The organism is Streptomyces sp. Y1 (genome assembly GCF_041053115.1).
Lineage (GTDB): Bacteria > Actinomycetota > Actinomycetes > Streptomycetales > Streptomycetaceae > Kitasatospora > Kitasatospora rubellomurina.
On record NZ_CP163445.1, the window covers coordinates 4327143 to 4343452 of the forward strand.

The 16310-nt window shown below is 70.2% G+C and carries 11 protein-coding genes and 1 pseudogene; 3 read left to right on the top strand and 9 right to left on the bottom strand.

Annotated features, from left to right (window positions below):
• Positions 1-107 precede the first annotated feature (107 nt).
• Positions 108-1166, top strand: coding sequence for a DNA integrity scanning diadenylate cyclase DisA (gene disA / locus AB2U05_RS18560; protein ID WP_045704365.1), 1059 nt, complete (start codon positions 108-110; stop codon positions 1164-1166).
• Positions 1167-1256: 90 nt separating this feature from the next.
• On the opposite strand, the gene AB2U05_RS18565 is transcribed toward disA, so the two are convergent.
• Positions 1257-2075 (bottom strand): hypothetical protein, encoded by an 819-nt coding sequence (locus AB2U05_RS18565; protein ID WP_369183789.1) that lies wholly within the window; start codon positions 2073-2075, stop codon positions 1257-1259.
• Positions 2076-2289: 214 nt separating this feature from the next.
• On the opposite strand from AB2U05_RS18565, the gene AB2U05_RS18570 reads away from it, so the two are divergent.
• Positions 2290-3207, top strand: a complete 918-nt coding sequence (locus AB2U05_RS18570; RefSeq protein WP_045704356.1) for an A/G-specific adenine glycosylase — start codon at positions 2290-2292, stop codon at positions 3205-3207.
• 77 nt (positions 3208-3284) lie between these two features.
• On the opposite strand, the gene AB2U05_RS18575 is transcribed toward AB2U05_RS18570, so the two are convergent.
• Positions 3285-4883, bottom strand: coding sequence for an MDR family MFS transporter (locus AB2U05_RS18575; protein ID WP_045704354.1), 1599 nt, complete (start codon positions 4881-4883; stop codon positions 3285-3287).
• Between the two features lie 248 nt (positions 4884-5131).
• Here AB2U05_RS18575 and AB2U05_RS18580 point away from each other — a divergent pair, with 248 nt between their 5' ends.
• Positions 5132-5815: a TetR/AcrR family transcriptional regulator gene (locus AB2U05_RS18580; RefSeq protein ID WP_052706580.1), complete on the top strand. Its 684-nt coding sequence runs from the start codon at positions 5132-5134 to the stop codon at positions 5813-5815.
• A gap of 25 nt (positions 5816-5840) precedes the next feature.
• On the opposite strand, the gene AB2U05_RS18585 is transcribed toward AB2U05_RS18580, so the two are convergent.
• From AB2U05_RS18585 to lysX, 7 genes and pseudogenes are all read right to left on the bottom strand, one after another.
• Positions 5841-6764 (bottom strand): M23 family metallopeptidase, encoded by a 924-nt coding sequence (locus AB2U05_RS18585; RefSeq protein WP_369183790.1) that lies wholly within the window; start codon positions 6762-6764, stop codon positions 5841-5843.
• Positions 6765-7201: 437 nt separating this feature from the next.
• Entirely contained in the window at positions 7202-9559 is a 2358-nt protein-coding gene (locus AB2U05_RS18590; protein WP_369183791.1) for an immune inhibitor A domain-containing protein, read from the bottom strand.
• Between the two features lie 274 nt (positions 9560-9833).
• Positions 9834-12353: an ATP-dependent Clp protease ATP-binding subunit gene (locus AB2U05_RS18595; RefSeq protein ID WP_045704349.1), complete on the bottom strand. Its 2520-nt coding sequence runs from the start codon at positions 12351-12353 to the stop codon at positions 9834-9836.
• A 633-nt stretch (positions 12354-12986) separates the two neighbouring features.
• Positions 12987-13340 (bottom strand): Lsr2 family protein, encoded by a 354-nt coding sequence (locus AB2U05_RS18600; protein ID WP_045704347.1) that lies wholly within the window; start codon positions 13338-13340, stop codon positions 12987-12989.
• 91 nt (positions 13341-13431) lie between these two features.
• Positions 13432-13968 (bottom strand): amino-acid N-acetyltransferase, encoded by a 537-nt coding sequence (locus tag AB2U05_RS18605; RefSeq protein ID WP_045704344.1) that lies wholly within the window; start codon positions 13966-13968, stop codon positions 13432-13434.
• Between the two features lie 10 nt (positions 13969-13978).
• Positions 13979-14416, bottom strand: a complete 438-nt coding sequence (locus AB2U05_RS18610; protein WP_045704342.1) for a BlaI/MecI/CopY family transcriptional regulator — start codon at positions 14414-14416, stop codon at positions 13979-13981.
• Between the two features lie 242 nt (positions 14417-14658).
• Positions 14659-16215 (bottom strand): annotated as a pseudogene (gene lysX / locus AB2U05_RS18615) (bifunctional lysylphosphatidylglycerol synthetase/lysine--tRNA ligase LysX); the annotation flags it as partial.
• Positions 16216-16310: the final 95 nt, after the last annotated feature.

The window sequence follows — 16310 nt, forward strand, 5'->3', positions numbered from 1 at the left end:
CCGCGGACCGGCGCACGGCGCGAGGCGCGCGGCACGGGGTCGACCGGAGGAGTCACGTGGCAGCCAGCGACCGGGGGGCGGACAAGGCCTCCCGCGAGGAGGCCCTGCTGCGGGCCTCCCTCACCGCCATCGCGCCCGGCACCGCCCTGCGTGACGGTCTGGAACGGGTCCTGCGGGCCAACACCGGTGGCCTGATCGTGCTGGGCTTCGACAAGACCGTCGAGTCCATCTGCACCGGCGGCTTCGTCCTGGACGTCGAGTTCACCGCGACCCGGCTGCGCGAGCTGTGCAAGCTGGACGGCGCGGTGGTGCTCGACAAGGACATCACCAAGATCGTCCGGGCCGGCGTCCACCTGATGCCGGACTCCACCATCCCCACCGACGAGACCGGCACCCGCCACCGCACCGCCGAGCGGGTCAACCGGCAGACCGGCTACCCGGTCGTCGCGGTCTCGCACTCGATGCGCCTGATCGCCATGTACGTCAACGGCACCCGCCGGGTCCTGGAGGACTCGACCACCGTGCTGTCCCGCGCCAACCAGGCGCTGGCCACCCTGGAGCGCTACAAGCTGCGCCTGGACGAGGTGGCCGGCACGCTCTCCGCGCTGGAGATCGAGGACCTGGTGACGGTCCGGGACGTCACGGCCGTCGCCCAGCGCCTGGAGATGGTCCGGCTGATCGCCACCGAGATCGCCGGCTACGTGCTGGAGCTCGGCATCGACGGCCGCCTCCTCTCGCTCCAGCTGGACGAGCTGATCGCGGGCGTCGAGCCGGAGCGCGAGCTGGTCGCCCGGGACTACTTCCCGGAGCGGGCCGCCAAGAAGGGCCGGACGGTCACCGAGGTGCTGGCCGACCTGGAGGCGCTCACCCACGCCGAGCTGCTGGACCTCCAGACGGTCGCCAAGGCGCTCGGCTACTCGGGCACGCCGGAGTCGCTGGACTCCGCCGTCTCGCCGCGCGGCTACCGGCTGCTGGCGAAGATCCCGCGTCTGCCCAACACGGTCATAGAGCGCCTGGTCGAGCACTTCGGCGGTCTGCAGAAGCTGCTCGCGGCCAGCATCGACGACCTGCAGACGGTCGAGGGCGTCGGCGAGACCCGGGCCCGCTCGGTCCGCGAGGGCCTGTCCCGCCTTGCCGAATCGTCCATCCTGGAGCGCTACGTCTGAGCCGCGCCCGGTCGGTGCCGACCGGACGCCCGGAACGCCGGAGCCCCCGACCGCCTCGCGGTCGGGGGCTCCGTTCGTCGGAGGGGGCGCTCAGCCCTCCAGCTTGATCTGCGCCCGGGCCACGACCTTCTCCCCGGAGATCCCGGTGAGCTCGGCGACCACCTGGTAGTTGCCGGCCGGCACCGGGGCGGCGTCGGGGCTGGCGCACTCGGGCTTGCTGCGGCTGCGGTCCCAGGTGAAGGTCTCGCCCTGGCTGCCGTTCGCCGGCACCTGCACCCACAGGTTGCCCTTCTCGGTCGGGCAGTCGGCGGAGGACCAGATGCGGTCGTTGGAGCTGACCGTGATCGCGGACGCGGTGCGGCCGAGGTCCACCCGGCAGGCGGCGCCGGAGTTCTTGACCGTCAGGACGAGCTGCTGCTTGTCCTTCGGCTGGTTCGGCTGCTGGTGGGGGGTCAGTTCGAGTGCCACCTGCGAGGAGAGGCAGACCGGGAGCTTCATGACGTCGCCCGTGTTCACCGGCGGATTGCCGCCGGTCCCGCCCGCCCCGCCGCCGGTGCCACCGCCGCCGGTGCCGCCGGAGCCCGGGTTGGCCCCCGTTCCCGTGCCGTTGATGCTCACGTCTCCGCCCGAGCCCCCGGAGCCCCCGGAGCTGCCGGAACCGCCCGCGCCGCCCGAGCCGCCGCCGGGCGGGGCCGCCGGGCCGGAGGAGGGGGCGCCGGGCGTGATGGCCTGGGCCGGGGACTGGTTCGGGGACTGGGACGGTACGGCCTGGGCGGCCTTGCTCGGTGAGCCGCCGTCACCGCCTCCCTGATCGGTCATCAGCCAGGCGATCAGGGCGACGACCGCCACCACGGCGGCGAGCACGACGACGCGCCGGCGCCAGTAGATCGAGGCCGGCAGAGGTCCCACGGGTTGACGCAGAGAGGGCACGCCCAAACTCTACGAGACTGTGTGTGCCGGTTGACTCACCAACACCGCACAGTCGCCCCTTCCTTCACATGATCCGCCATTTGAGCCGTTCGAGGGAGCCTCCGTCCCCGGAATTCCGGTGAATTCCCCGCATCATCCGGACTTCACTCCTCCACTTCGGCTCGCCCGCCGGGCATGGGAGGATCGAAGGGCCATGACTGCCATCACCGACGCCACCGCCGCCCCCGGGCTGCCGATGCCCCTCCCACTGCTGCACGAGACCGTCCTCGACTGGTACGAGGCCAGCAAGCGCGACCTGCCCTGGCGGGCCCCGGACGCCACGCCCTGGGGCGTCATGGTGAGCGAGTTCATGCTCCAGCAGACCCCGGTGAAGCGGGTGCTGCCCGCCTGGCAGGCCTGGATGGCCCGCTGGCCCACCCCGGCCGAGCTCGCGGCCGAGCCGGCCGGCGAGGCGGTCCGGGCGTGGGGCCGGCTCGGCTACCCGCGCCGCGCCCTGCGGCTGCACGCCGCCGCCGTGGCGATCACCGAGCACCACCTCGGCGCCGTCCCGGACGACCACGCGACGCTGCTCTCGCTGCCCGGGGTGGGGGAGTACACCGCCGCCGCGGTGGCCTCCTTCGCCTTCCGCCAGCGGCACGTGGTGCTGGACACCAACGTCCGCCGGGTCTTCGCCCGCGCGGTGACCGGCGTCGAGTACCCGGCCCAGGCCACCACCGCCGCGGAGCGCCGGACCGCGACCGCGCTGCTGCCGGCCGACGCCGAGACGGCGGCCACCTGGGCGGTCGGCGTGATGGAGCTGGGCGCGCTGGTCTGCACCGCCCGCGGCCCGGAGTGCGGGGACTGCCCGCTGTTCGCCCACTGCGCCTGGCAGCGGGCCGGCTGCCCGCCGTACGAGGGCCCGGCCCGGCGCGGCCAGACCTACGAGGGGACGGACCGCCAGGTGCGCGGCAAGCTGCTCGCGGTGCTGCGCGAGGCGCACGGCTCGGTCGAACAGGCCCGGCTGGACGCGGTCTGGCCGGACGCCGTGCAGCGCGCCCGGGCCCTGGACGGCCTGGTCGCGGACGGCCTGGTCGAACCGGTCGAACAGGGCGTCTACCGCCTGCCCCAGTGACGCGCCTGCCCCAGTGACGACGACGGCGCCCCGGGAGGAATCGTTCCTCCCGGGGCGCCGTCGTCGTCACGGGCCGGTCAGGCGGCGGCCGCCTCCAGCGAGGGCTCGGCCGGCTTGTCGGCGCCCGGGCCGGCGCCGCGCAGCGGCACCTCGCGGATGAACACCGCGGCGGCGAGCGCGATCACGGCCACGCCCGCACCCCACAGGAAGACGGTGTGCATGCCGTTGGACACCGCGTGGTGGTACGCGTCCTGCAGGAAGTCGGGCTGCTGGCGCAGGTCCGCCGGGCTCATCTGCCCCGGGTCCTTCAGGCCGCCGGGGGGCAGCTGCTTGCCGGCCAGCTGCTCCTTCATGGTGTCGGCGACCCGGTTGTTGAACAGCGCGCCGAACAGCGCGACGCCGAACGAGCCGCCGATGGTGCGGAACAGGGTGGCGGTGGAGCTGGCCACGCCCATGTCCTTGAGCTCCGCGCTGTTCTGCGCGAGCAGCATGGTGATCTGCATCAGGAAGCCCATGCCCGCGCCGAGCACGATCATCCAGCAGGCCGAGACGAAGCTGCTGGTGCCGGTGCCCATGGTGGAGAGCAGGATCATGCCGGCGGTCATCACGACGGTGCCGATGATCGGGAAGATCCGGTACTTGCCGGTCTTGGTGACGACCTGGCCGACCACCAGCGAGACGACCAGCATGCCGAACATCATCGGCATCAGCAGCAGGCCGGAGTTGGTGGCCGAGGCGCCCTGGACGATCTGCTGGTAGAGCGGCAGGAACACGGTCGAGCCGAACATCACGAAACCGACGATGAAGCCGATGATCGAGACCATCGTGAAGTTCCGGTTGCGGAACAGGCTCAGCGGCAGCATCGGCTCGTCGACCCGCTGCTCCACGTAGCAGAAGGCGATCAGCGCGGCGAGCGCGAGCACCGTCAGGCCGATGATGTGCTTGGAGCCCCAGGCGTACTGCTGGCCGCCCCAGGTGGTGATCAGGGTCAGCGAGACGATGCCGGTGGTGAGCAGCAGGGCGCCCAGGTAGTCGATCCGGGCGTTGTTGCGGACCTTCGGCAGCTTCAGGGTGACGGTGACGACGGCGAGCGCGATCACGCCGAGCGGCAGGTTGATGTAGAAGGTCCAGCGCCAGCTCAGGTGGTCGGTGATGAAGCCGCCGATCAGCGGGCCGCCCACGGTGGCCAGGGCCATCACCGCGGCGAACATGCCCTGGTACTTGCCGCGCTCGCGCGGCGGGACGAGCGCGCCCATGATCGACATGACGCCGACCATCAGGCCGCCGGCGCCCAGGCCCTGGAGGGCGCGGAAGCCGATCAGCTCGCTCATGTTCTGCGACAGGCCGGACAGCGCCGAGCCCACCAGGAAGATCACGATCGAGGTCAGGAAGGTGCCCTTGCGGCCGTAGAGGTCGCCGAGCTTGCCCCAGATCGGGGTGGAGGCGGCGGTGGCCAGGATGTACGAGGTGACCACCCAGGACAGGTGCTCGGCGCCGCCGAGCTCGCCGACGATCGTCGGCATCGCGGTGCCGACGATCAGGTTGTCGAGCATGGCCAGCAGCATGGTGACGACCAGGCCGATCATCACGAGGCGGATCTCGCGGGGCGACCGCGGCTGCTCCTCCTCGGTCGTCTTGCCCTCCGGTTCCGGGCCGGCGGTCTTGGACTGTGACATGAGGTGGGGTCTCCCGGAGGTCTCTCGGACGAGCTTCGCGGACGGGCGTCGCGCCGCGCTGCGGCGGCGAGAGGGGCTCACTTACTTGTCGCCCGGCTAGTTTATCGATCGTCGGCACGGTAGGTTGTTTCCTAGCCGGTCGTCAAGCCAGTTTCCCGAGCGGCCTCCCGGGCAGGGAGAATGTGCCCGGGGCGGACGTCCACCCGGGGTCCGCAGCAGTAGTCACCGACGCAGTCATGAGGCAGGCCATGGGCACACCGCACAGCCCCCGCAGCGACACCCGGGCTCGCATCATCGAGGTGTCCCTGGAGCTCTTCTCGGAGCGGGGCTACGAGCAGACCTCGCTGCGCGAGATCGCCGACCACCTGGGTGTCACCAAGGCCGCGCTCTACTACCACTTCAAGACCAAGGACGACATCGTCCTCGGCATCGTCGACCGGATGTCCGCGCCGATCGACGAGACCATCGAGTGGGGCCGGAAGCAGGACTGGAGCCCCGAGCTGCGCGACGAGCTGATCCGCCGCTTCGCGGACGGCATGGGCGCGCGGGCGCCGCTGCTGCGCTTCTTCCACGAGAACCAGCCGGCGATGCGGGAGTCCCCGGCGGGCCTGGCCTTCCGGGAGCGGATCGTCACCATGATGCAGCTGGTGCAAGGGCCGGGCGCGGACTTCCAGGACCGGCTGCGGGCCGCGATGTCGCTGTTCACCATCCACTCGGCGATGTTCCTGCTCCAGCAGGACAGCAAGGACAGCAAGGACAGCAAGGACAGCGAGGACGGCAAGCACGGCGACGCCCTGGACGGCCGCTGCGACCCGATCGAGGACGTGTGGGGCGAGCCGAAGCGGACGGCGACCATCGAGGAGGCCACCGAGGCCGCCCGGGCGGTCGCCCTGGAGATCGCCGGCCGGATCGCCGACCCGACCCGCCCCTGAGCCGCGCGGAAGAGGCGCCCGCCGGTCAGAACGCGGTGACGCCGTGTCCGGCGAGGTACGCGATCGGGTTGACCACCGCGCCGTAGCGGTTGCTGGTGCGGATCTCGAAGTGCAGGTGCGGCCCGGTCGAGTTGCCGGTGCTCCCGGACAGGCCGATCCGCTCGCCCGCCGACACGTGGTCGCCGGCCGCGACGGAGACCGCGGACAGGTGCGCGTACTGCGCGAAGTGCCCGTCCGCCAGCCGCAGGACGACCTCCTTGCCGTACGCGCCGTCCCAACCGGCCGACACCACGGTCGCGTTGCCGACCGCGAGCAGCGGCGTGCCCGGGGCGACCGCGAAGTCCACCCCGGTGTGGTACCCGGCCGCGTACTCGGAGTTGGCGACGCCGTACGGGTTGCTGGTCGGCGCGTCCGGCGCCGGCGCCGACCACTCGGGGGCGGGGGCGGGAGCCGGGTCGGGCGCGGGTTCGGGTTCCGGAGCCGCCGCGGGGGCGGCGGCGGGCGGCTCGGCCGGCAGCAGGTTGGCGGCCACCGCGACGAACTCCTGCGCCGAGTCCCCGTCACCCGGCAGCCGGTACGGGCTGGGCCCGGCCACCTGGACGATCCCGGGGCTGGGCACCGCGGCCTGCGGCGCGGTGAAGGCCGAGGCCCCCGGGGTGGTGGGCCGCACGGTCTGCGCCGCGGCACTGCCGGGCGTGGCCACCAGCAGCGCGCCGGCGAGCAGCACCACGGCCGCTCCGGCGGAGACCACCGCCTGGTCGCGCTCGGCCCGCTGCCGGCTGCCCGGCAGGGTGGTGTGCCGGGGTGCGGCGATCGAGCCCAGCGGCGCGGCGTGGGTGCGGACGGTGCGGAGGGTACGGCCGAGCCGGGGCTGCCAGGCCGCCGCCTGGGCCACCGCGCGGGCGGCGAGTCGGCGCAGGGCCGGCTGCACGGGCGGGACGTCGGACATCGGTTGCCGTACCTCACGGATCGTAGGAGGGCAGCACGAAGGGCCCGTTCCGGGCGTGTGCTGAGCGGGGGACCACTCAGGTGTAACCGTCACCGAGCCGACTCCCAAACGCGGTGACGTACTACGGCGTGTAGTCAGCGTGGCGCCGGAGATTCAAGCTGACGGAGTAATGATCATGAGATCGGATGGTCCTCACCTGGGCCGCCATCGCGGGCCGCCCCGCCGCCCGTGCTACTACCGCCGCTCGTACCGCTCCCGACCGCTGTGACGAGCCCCACCCGGCGCGGTGGTTCGAGCCCGCCGCGAACCCGCCGCGGGCGCCGCGAACGCGAAAGCGTCCGGCCCGCCCCCGCGTGGTGCGGGGACGGGCCGGACGGACGGCGGTCAGGGCCGCCTGGTCGGACTCCGCGGAGCCGGAGCTCCTACGGTTCGCTCGGTCAGATGTTGTCGACCGGGCGGACGCGGATCCAGGTCTCGAGGTAGTTCGAGGACTCGTTCTCGACCTCGATGCTGGTGCCGGTCTTCGGGACGTTCACGCCGCTGTACGGGTCGTCCTTCGACCACCAGTTCTTCAGGTCGTTGAACTCGTCGACGCCCTTGGACTTCGGGATGACCGTCTCGACACCGTTCTTGTGCAGCGTCAGCGAGCCGACGCGGCGCGAGCCGAAGGGCGAGTCGAAGCCCTGCATGCGCGGACGCATCAGGGAGCCGTCCGACCACTTCATCGACGTCGGGTGCGAGTCGATCGGCAGGATCAGGCCCTGGCCCGGGTGGGCGCTGACGTTGTTGTCGGTCTGCGACTCGTCCCAGTACCAGATCAGCAGACCGGGCTGGTAGGAGTAGTGCTCGACCCAGTTCGGCTTGGCGGCACCGAAGCCGAAGTTGTACGGGCCGGTCTTCAGCGTCTGGTCGAACGACACGTACTGCCGGTTCTCCGCGATGTAGTACTGCGCGTAGTCCTTGGTGTACGAGCCGCCGAAGCGGGTGAAGCCGTCCGCGGTCCAGCCGTTGACACCCTTCTCGACGTCGTCGCTGAACACGGTGGCGCCGTCGGCGGTCACCGAGATGTCGTCGACCGCGAGGCCGCGGTAGTGCAGGCCGCCGTCGGTGGTGTTGTGGTAGCGGAACTTGACGGCCTTGCCGGCGTACGCGTCCAGGTTGAACGACAGGTCGCCCCAGGCGGCGGTCAGGCCGCTGAGGGCCGGGCGGCCGTTCTCCTTGGGCAGCGCGGCGCCGTTCCAGGTGCCGTCCACGACGGTCCAGTTCTTGCCGCCGTCGGTGGAGACCTCGCCGAAGGCGTAGTCGAAGTCCGGCTCCAGCTCGTACCAGGCCTTGGCGTTGATGCTGGCCTTGGTCTTGCCGGTCAGGTCGATGTCGCGGGTCAGCGAGACGTTGAGGTTGTCGGCGCTGCCGCTCCACCACTCGGTGCTGCCGCCGAACGGCTTGTTGATGTCGGTGGTGATGCTCTTCTTCGGCAGGTCGACGATCAGCGCCTGCGGCAGCTTGGAGTTGTACTCCGCCGGGCCGATGTGGTGCGTCGACTCGGTGCCCGCCTTGGCGTGGTCGGCGTTCAGCCACCCGAGCTTGAACTTGCTCCAGGCGTCGAAGTCGTCCGGCATGTCGCCGATGCTGTTCTTGCCCTCACCGAGCCAGGAGCCGGAGGACATGATGGACCAGAAGCCGACCGAGTTGTCGATGCCCTTGCCGGCGGTGTCGTAGAGGTCCGGCAGACCGAGGTCGTGGCCGTACTCGTGGGCGAAGACGCCGAGGCCGCCGTTCTCCGGCTGCATCGTGTAGTCGCCGATCCAGAGGCCGGTGTCGCCGACCTGGACGCCGCCGAGCTTGTTGCCCGTGGGGCCCGCCTGGCCGGTCAGGTTGCCGTAGACGTAGCTGCGGTGCGCCCACAGGGCCTTGCTGCCCTGCTTGCCGCCACCGGCCGACTTGTCCTCGCCGGCGTGCACGATCTGGAAGTGGTCGATGTACCCGTCGGGCTGGTTGAAGTTCCCGTCGTGGTGCGAACCGTAGCGGTCCCACTGGTCGTACTGGGCCAGGGTCGCCTTGATCTGCTCCGGGGTCTGACCCTTCGCCACCTGGTCCTTGTACCAGATGTCGACGGCGTCACGGATCAGGTCCTGGGCGCTCTGGCAGACGTTGGAACCGCAGTAGTCCGAGCCGTACCGGGCCTCGTTCCACGGCACCCGCACCCAGTCCGAGACCACGCCGTCGACCGAGTAGCGGCCCGAGGACTGCTTCTCGTAGTAGGTCTTCAGCGAGGGCTTGTCCTTGGAGAAGTACAGGTCCTGGTAGTGCTGCTGGTTGTAGTCGGCCTGCCAGGCGGTCGAGTTGTTGGTGGCGCTGTCCGGCTTCTCGATCTCGTTGTGCTTCGGACCGGCCTCGCCGCCGTACTTGACCTTGCCGTCCGGCGTCTTGGTGGTGTTGTCCACCTGGTCGCCGAAGTCGACGAGGATCGTGAAGATCTTGTCGGTGCGCTCGCGCTTGAGCTCGACGTACTTGTCCTTGCCGAGCTTCACGCTGGTCGAGCCGTTGTGCTCCTCGACCTGGGCGGTGCCGTCGAGCAGCTGCTGGGTGGCGGCCTTCTGCTCGGCCTCCATCTTCGCGGTCAGCGGGCCCGGGATGTTGTGCTCGGTGTTGACGGCCTGGACGGCGTCGGCCGGGTCCCGCGGCAGCGGGGCCGAGTCGGCGGCGACGGCGCTGCCCGGGAACAGCCCGGCGCCGAGCGTGACTATGACCGCCGCGGCGGTGGTGACCGCCGCAGCTCTCCTGGTGGTCTTCAACGTTGTGACGTCCTCCCCGCCGGGGCCGACTCTTGGCCAAGGCCCGGTAAACCAATATGAAAGACAGGTGGACGACATTTGACCGAAGTGAGGTCGGAAAAGATAGACCTTGACCGTGACATGGCCACGGCGCTATGCTCGCCGACCTTCTGTCAGGTGACGAACCGTTCGAAAACCCCAGGCCCCGGGCCCTGCAAGGATGTTCGGTACGCAAAGAGCCCCCGGCGCGAACGCCGGGGGCTCTTTGCTGTGAAGTTGTCTGTTAAATGTTGGTTTACTTCGTCAGATCAGGACCGGACGAAGCGACCTCGGCGGGGGTGTCGGCGACGGCCGACTTCTCCTCGCCGCGGAAGGTGAACTTGGCTTCCTTGCCCTCGCCCTCGACGTCGACGACGACGATGTGGCCGGCCCGCAGCTCACCGAAGAGGATCTTCTCGGAGAGGTGGTCCTCGATCTCGCGCTGGATGGTGCGGCGCAGCGGACGGGCACCCAGGATCGGGTCGTAGCCGCGCTTGGCGAGCAGCTTCTTGGCCTCGACGCTGAGCTCCAGGCCCATGTCCTTGTCCTTGAGCCGCTCGTCCACCTTGGCGATCATCAGGTCGACGATCTGGATGATGTCGTCCTCGGACAGCTGGTGGAACACCACGATGTCGTCGACGCGGTTCAGGAACTCGGGGCGGAAGTGCTGCTTGAGCTCCTCGCCGACCTTCGCCTTCATCCGCTCGTACCCGGTCTGGGTGTCACCCGTGGCCGCGAAGCCCAGGTTGAAGCCCTTGGAGATGTCCCGGGTGCCGAGGTTGGTCGTCATGATGATGACGGTGTTCTTGAAGTCGACCACGCGGCCCTGGGAGTCGGTCAGGCGACCGTCCTCCAGGATCTGCAGCAGCGAGTTGAAGATGTCCGGGTGGGCCTTCTCGACCTCGTCGAAGAGGACGACCGAGAACGGCTTGCGGCGGACCTTCTCGGTCAGCTGGCCGCCCTCCTCGTAGCCCACGTAGCCGGGCGGGGAGCCGAACAGTCGGGAGACGGTGTGCTTCTCGGAGAACTCGGACATGTCGAGCGCGATCAGCGCGTCCTCGTCGCCGAACAGGAACTCCGCCAGCGTCTTGGACAGCTCGGTCTTACCGACGCCGGACGGGCCGGCGAAGATGAACGAACCGCCGGGGCGCTTCGGGTCCTTGAGGCCCGCACGGGTGCGCCGGATGGCCTGCGAGAGCGCCTTGATGGCGTCCTTCTGGCCGATGACGCGCTTGTGCAGCTCGTCCTCCATGCGCAGCAGGCGGGAGGTCTCCTCCTCGGTCAGCTTGAAGACCGGGATGCCGGTGGCGGTGGCCAGGACCTCGGCGATGAGCTCCTCGTTGACCTCCGCGACGACGTCCATGTCGCCGGCCTTCCACTCCTTCTCGCGCTTGGCCTTGGCCTGCAGGAGCTGCTTCTCGTCGTCGCGCAGGGACGCGGCCTTCTCGAAGTCCTGCGCGTCGATCGCGCTCTCCTTCTCGCGGCGCACGTCGGCGATCTTCTCGTCGAACTCGCGCAGGTCCGGCGGCGCGGTCATCCGGCGGATGCGCATCCGGGAGCCGGCCTCGTCGATCAGGTCGATCGCCTTGTCCGGCAGGAAGCGGTCCGAGATGTACCGGTCGGCCAGGGTGGCGGCGGCGACCAGGGCGGCGTCCGTGATGGAGACCCGGTGGTGGGCCTCGTAGCGGTCGCGCAGACCCTTGAGGATCTCGATGGTGTGGGGCAGCGAGGGCTCCGCGACCTGGATCGGCTGGAAGCGGCGCTCCAGCGCGGCGTCCTTCTCCAGGTGCTTGCGGTACTCGTCCAGGGTGGTGGCACCGATGGTCTGCAGCTCGCCGCGGGCCAGCATCGGCTTCAGGATGCTGGCGGCGTCGATGGCGCCCTCGGCGGCGCCCGCGCCGACCAGGGTGTGCAGCTCGTCGATGAACAGGATGATGTCGCCGCGGGTGCGGATCTCCTTGAGCACCTTCTTCAGGCGCTCCTCGAAGTCACCGCGGTAGCGCGAGCCGGCCACCAGCGCGCCCAGGTCCAGCGTGTAGAGCTGCTTGTCCTTGAGCGTCTCCGGGACCTCGCCCTTGACGATCGCCTGGGCCAGGCCCTCGACCACGGCGGTCTTGCCGACGCCGGGCTCACCGATCAGCACCGGGTTGTTCTTGGTGCGGCGGGACAGCACCTGCATGACCCGCTCGATCTCCTTCTCGCGCCCGATGACCGGGTCGAGCTTGGCCTCGCGGGCGGCCTGGGTGAGGTTGCGGCCGAACTGGTCCAGGACCAGCGAGGTCGACGGGGTGCCCTCGGCGGGCCCGCCGGCCGTGGCCGACTCCTTGCCGCCGCCGGCCTGGTAGCCGGAGAGCAGCTGGATGACCTGCTGGCGCACCCGGTTGAGGTCGGCGCCCAGCTTCACCAGGACCTGGGCGGCGACGCCCTCGCCCTCGCGGATCAGGCCGAGCAGGATGTGCTCGGTGCCGATGTAGTTGTGGCCGAGCTGCAGGGCCTCCCGGAGCGACAGCTCCAGGACCTTCTTCGCCCGGGGGGTGAAGGGAATGTGGCCGGACGGGGCCTGCTGGCCCTGGCCGATGATCTCCTCGACCTGCTGGCGAACGGCCTCAAGAGAAATCCCGAGGCTCTCCAGGGCCTTGGCGGCGACGCCCTCGCCCTCGTGGATCAGACCCAGGAGGATGTGCTCGGTGCCGATGTAGTTGTGGTTGAGCATCCGGGCTTCTTCCTGAGCCAGGACGACAACCCGCCGCGCGCGGTCGGTGAACCTCTCGAACATCGTTTATCGCTCCTCAGAGCGGTCGGGCAGTTCGGGGTCCGTCCCCGCCCTGTCCTTCCGCATGCTAGTCCCGCTCAGCGGCGCGGCCCACGGATTCACTCCCCGGTAGAGGAGCGAGATGCTGCGCGACCAGCCGACACCAATCCCAACCTGATGATGGGAAACGGTGTTCCCACAGGTGGGCCGGATGCACCGGAATCCGCTACGCCATCGGCGAACAAGAGCCGCCGGTGCGGAGTCGGACCGGCCGCGCCGGTCGCCCATACTGCCCCTGGACGGGTCGAAGAACCCGTCCACCTGCATTCATACCCGGTATCGGGGCGGTTCTCGCGCAGTTTCCGCGGTGGCGGTGTTCGCCTGGCGAGAAGTCGGGCCGCTGTGACGGCGGTTCAGCGCCGACCCGGCCGGCCGGTGCGCCGTTCCGGTGGTGTCCGCGTTACCGCTACGCCCCTACAGCGTTGCACAGCTCGTGATTGTTCCGCCGCCCGAGCCCGGCACCGGTTCCCCGGCGGGCCCGCGCGGGCGTGCCGCGGGGCGCGGAGGAGGCCCCTCCGCGCCCCGCGCGTGTGTCGTCGTCCCCGTGCGCGACGGCCGGGGCCCCGCACCCGCTCCGGCCTGCCGGCGGTGCCGGGGTCAGGCCACGTTGGCCTTGTCGTAGGCCTCGCGGACCAGGCTCGGCACCCGGCCGCGGTCGTTGACCTCCATGCCCTGCTCCTTGGCCCACGCGCGGATCTTCGCGGTGTCCGGAGCGCTGCCGCCGGCCGGGCGCTGCGCCGCGCCACGACCCGGGCGACGGGCGCCGGCGAGCCGACCGCTCTGCTTGCGACCCTTCTCGACGTAGGGCGCCAGCAGGCCGCGGAGCTTGTCCGCGTTGGCGCTCTTCAGATCGATCTCGTAGGCAACGCCGTCGAGCGCGAACGTCACCGTCTCGTCCGCCGACCCGCCGTCGAGATCGTCTTCAAGAATGACCTGCACCCTCTGTGCCACGGGCTTCCCTTTCCGCTAAACGACCCATTGCCTAAGGAAAGGAAAGCGCCTTTCTGCGGAAAACACAAACCCTTGACCGGCGCGGACCGCCTCAGAGGTGGAGCAGCATGCGCGAGTTGCCCAGAGTGTTGGGCTTCACCCGCTCCAGGTCGAGGAACTCCGCGACACCTTCATCGTACGAGCGGAGAAGTTCTTCATAGACGTCCGTGGCGATCGCCGCCGGGTCCGCCGTGGCGTCATCGGCTTCCTGAAGCTCACCGATCTCGACGAAACCGTGTTTCGCGAAGAACCCCACCTCGAACGTCAAGCAGAAAATCCGACGGACGCCGAGCCAGCGCGCCGTCTGCAACAGCTTCTCCAGCAACTGGTGCCCCACCCCGAAGCCCCGGCAGGACGGATCGACCGCGAGGGTGCGGACCTCGGCGAGGTCCTCCCACATCACGTGCAGTGCGCCGCAGGCCACCACCGTGCCGTTGTCGTCGCGTTCGGCGACCCAGAACTCCTGGACGGATTCGAACAGTGTGACCGTGGGCTTGTCCAGCAGAATGCCGTCGCGCGAGTAGGCGTCGATGAGGCCGCGCACGGCCCGCACGTCGGTGGTCCGCGCACGGCGGATGGTGACCTCCATGGGCGGGACGTTATCGCGTCGCGCCGGGCGCGGTCTCCCCGGTATCCGGTCCGGCCGCCGCGGAATCCGCCGGGGGCGGATCGGGCGGGAACAGCGCGGCGACCCGCAAGGCGTCCCGCAGCGCTTCGCGCTGCTCCGGCGACATCAGTCCGAAGAAGTGCACCAGGGCGGCCGCCGGATTGTCGCTGGTGGCCCACGCGTCGTTCATCAGGGCCGCGGTGTAGGCCTCTCGGGACGAGACCGGTTCATATCGATAGGCCCGGCCGGCCCGCTCCCGGCGCAGCCAGCCCTTTCTGTGCAGCTTGTCCAGGACGGTCATCACCGTGGTGTACGCGATTTCGCGTTCCGACTGCAGATCCAGGAGAACCTCGCGAACCGTGACCGGTCGGTTCCACCGCCACACCCGGGTCATGATGGCGTTCTCTAGTTCGCCGAGTTGCCGGACCATAGTGCGGCCAGGATAGGGAGTGAATGGGGCAAATCTTGTGAAGTGCGCCAAACCGGCGCGCCGCCACTCCCGCTGATCGGGAATGGCGGCGCGCCGGTGCTTCGAGCGGCTGACGGCGTCAGTCGAGGTCTTCCTTGGCCTTCTGGGCCCCGCCCTGGCTGCGGACGATGGCCCGCACCAGGAAGCCGAAGCCGATCGCCATGACCAGCGGCGGCACGATCGCGCTGACGTAGTCCATCAGGTCACTCCTCCTCGGTCTTCTCCGCCGTCGCGGCGGAAGCCTTCGGTTCCGGCTTCACCAGCGGGAAGAGCACGGTCTCCCGGATGTTCTTGCCGGTGAGCAGCATGATCAGGCGGTCCACGCCGAGGCCGAGGCCACCGGTCGGGGGCATCGCGTACTCCAGGGCGCGCAGGAAGTCCTCGTCCACCTGCATCGCCTCGACGTCGCCGCCGGCCGCCAGCAGCGACTGCGCGGTCAGGCGGGCGCGCTGCTCGACCGGGTCGACCAGCTCGGAGTAGGCGGTGCCGATCTCGGTGCCGAAGATCACCAGGTCCCACTTCTCGGCCACGCCCGCGATCGAGCGGTGCTGGCGGGTCAGCGGGGAGACCTCGGTCGGGTAGTCCTTGATGAAGGTCGGCCGGACGGCGTTCTCCTCCAGCAGGCGCTCGACCATCTCCAGCACGATCTGGCCGTGGCCCCACTCCTTCTCGAACGGGATGCCGTGCTCGGCGGCCAGCTTGCGCAGCTCCTCGACGGTGGTCGCCGGGGTGACCTCGACGCCCAGGTGCGCGGAGATGCCCGGGTAGACGCTGACCTCCTCCCACGGCTCGGCCAGGTCGATCTCGTGCTCCACGCCGTGCGCGTCCACGCCCTTGATCACCGTGGTGCCCAGGGCGTCCCGGGCGGCGTTGACGATCGTCTCGCGGATCAGCTCGGCCTGGGTGTCGTAGTCGCCGTAGGCCTCGTACGACTCCAGCGAGGTGAACTCCGGGTTGTGGGTGGAGTCCGCGCCCTCGTTGCGGAAGTTGCGGTTGATCTCGAAGACCTTCTCGGCGCCGCCGACCACCAGCCGCTTGAGGTACAGCTCGGGGGCGATGCGCATGTAGAGGTCGATGTCGTACGCGTTGATGTGCGTCTTGAACGGACGGGCGTTGGCGCCGCCGTGCACCGGCTGCAGCATCGGGGTCTCGACCTCGATGTAGCCGCGGTCCTCGTAGGTGCGGCGGATCGAGCGGACGACCTTGCTGCGCAGGTGCAGGATCTCGCGCGCCTCGGGGTTCACGATCAGGTCGACGTAGCGCTGGCGGACCCGGGCCTCCGGGTCGGTCAGGCCCTTGTGCTTGTCCGGCAGCGGCCGCAGGCACTTGGCGGTCAGCTCCCAGCGGTCCACCATCACCGACAGCTCGCCGCGCTTGGAGGTGATCACCTCGCCCTCGACGCCGACCTGGTCGCCCAGGTCGATGTCGGCCTTCCAGGCCGCCAGCCGCTCGGCGCCCAGCTTGTCCAGGGAGAGCATCACCTGGAGGTCGCCGGTGCCGTCGCGCAGGGTGGCGAAGCAGAGCTTGCCGCCGGTGCGGGACAGGATGACCCGGCCGGTGATGCCGGCCCGCTCGCCGGTGGCGGTGTCGGGCTCCAGGTCGGGGTGCTTGGCGCGGAGGTCCGCGATGGTGCTGGTGCGGGGGAAGCCGACCGGGTACGGGTCGACACCGGCCGCCCGGAGCCGGTCGAGCTTCTCGCGCCGGACGCGCATCTGCTCGGGAAGGTCGTCGGTCGCGGGAACAAGGCTCTGATCGCTCACCCCACAAGGGTAGCCAGCCGCACGCCGTGCTCCGCGACCGGATAACGACTGGGGGAGGGCGCCGCTCGGCGCCCTCCCCTCTTCGTGCCGCCGGC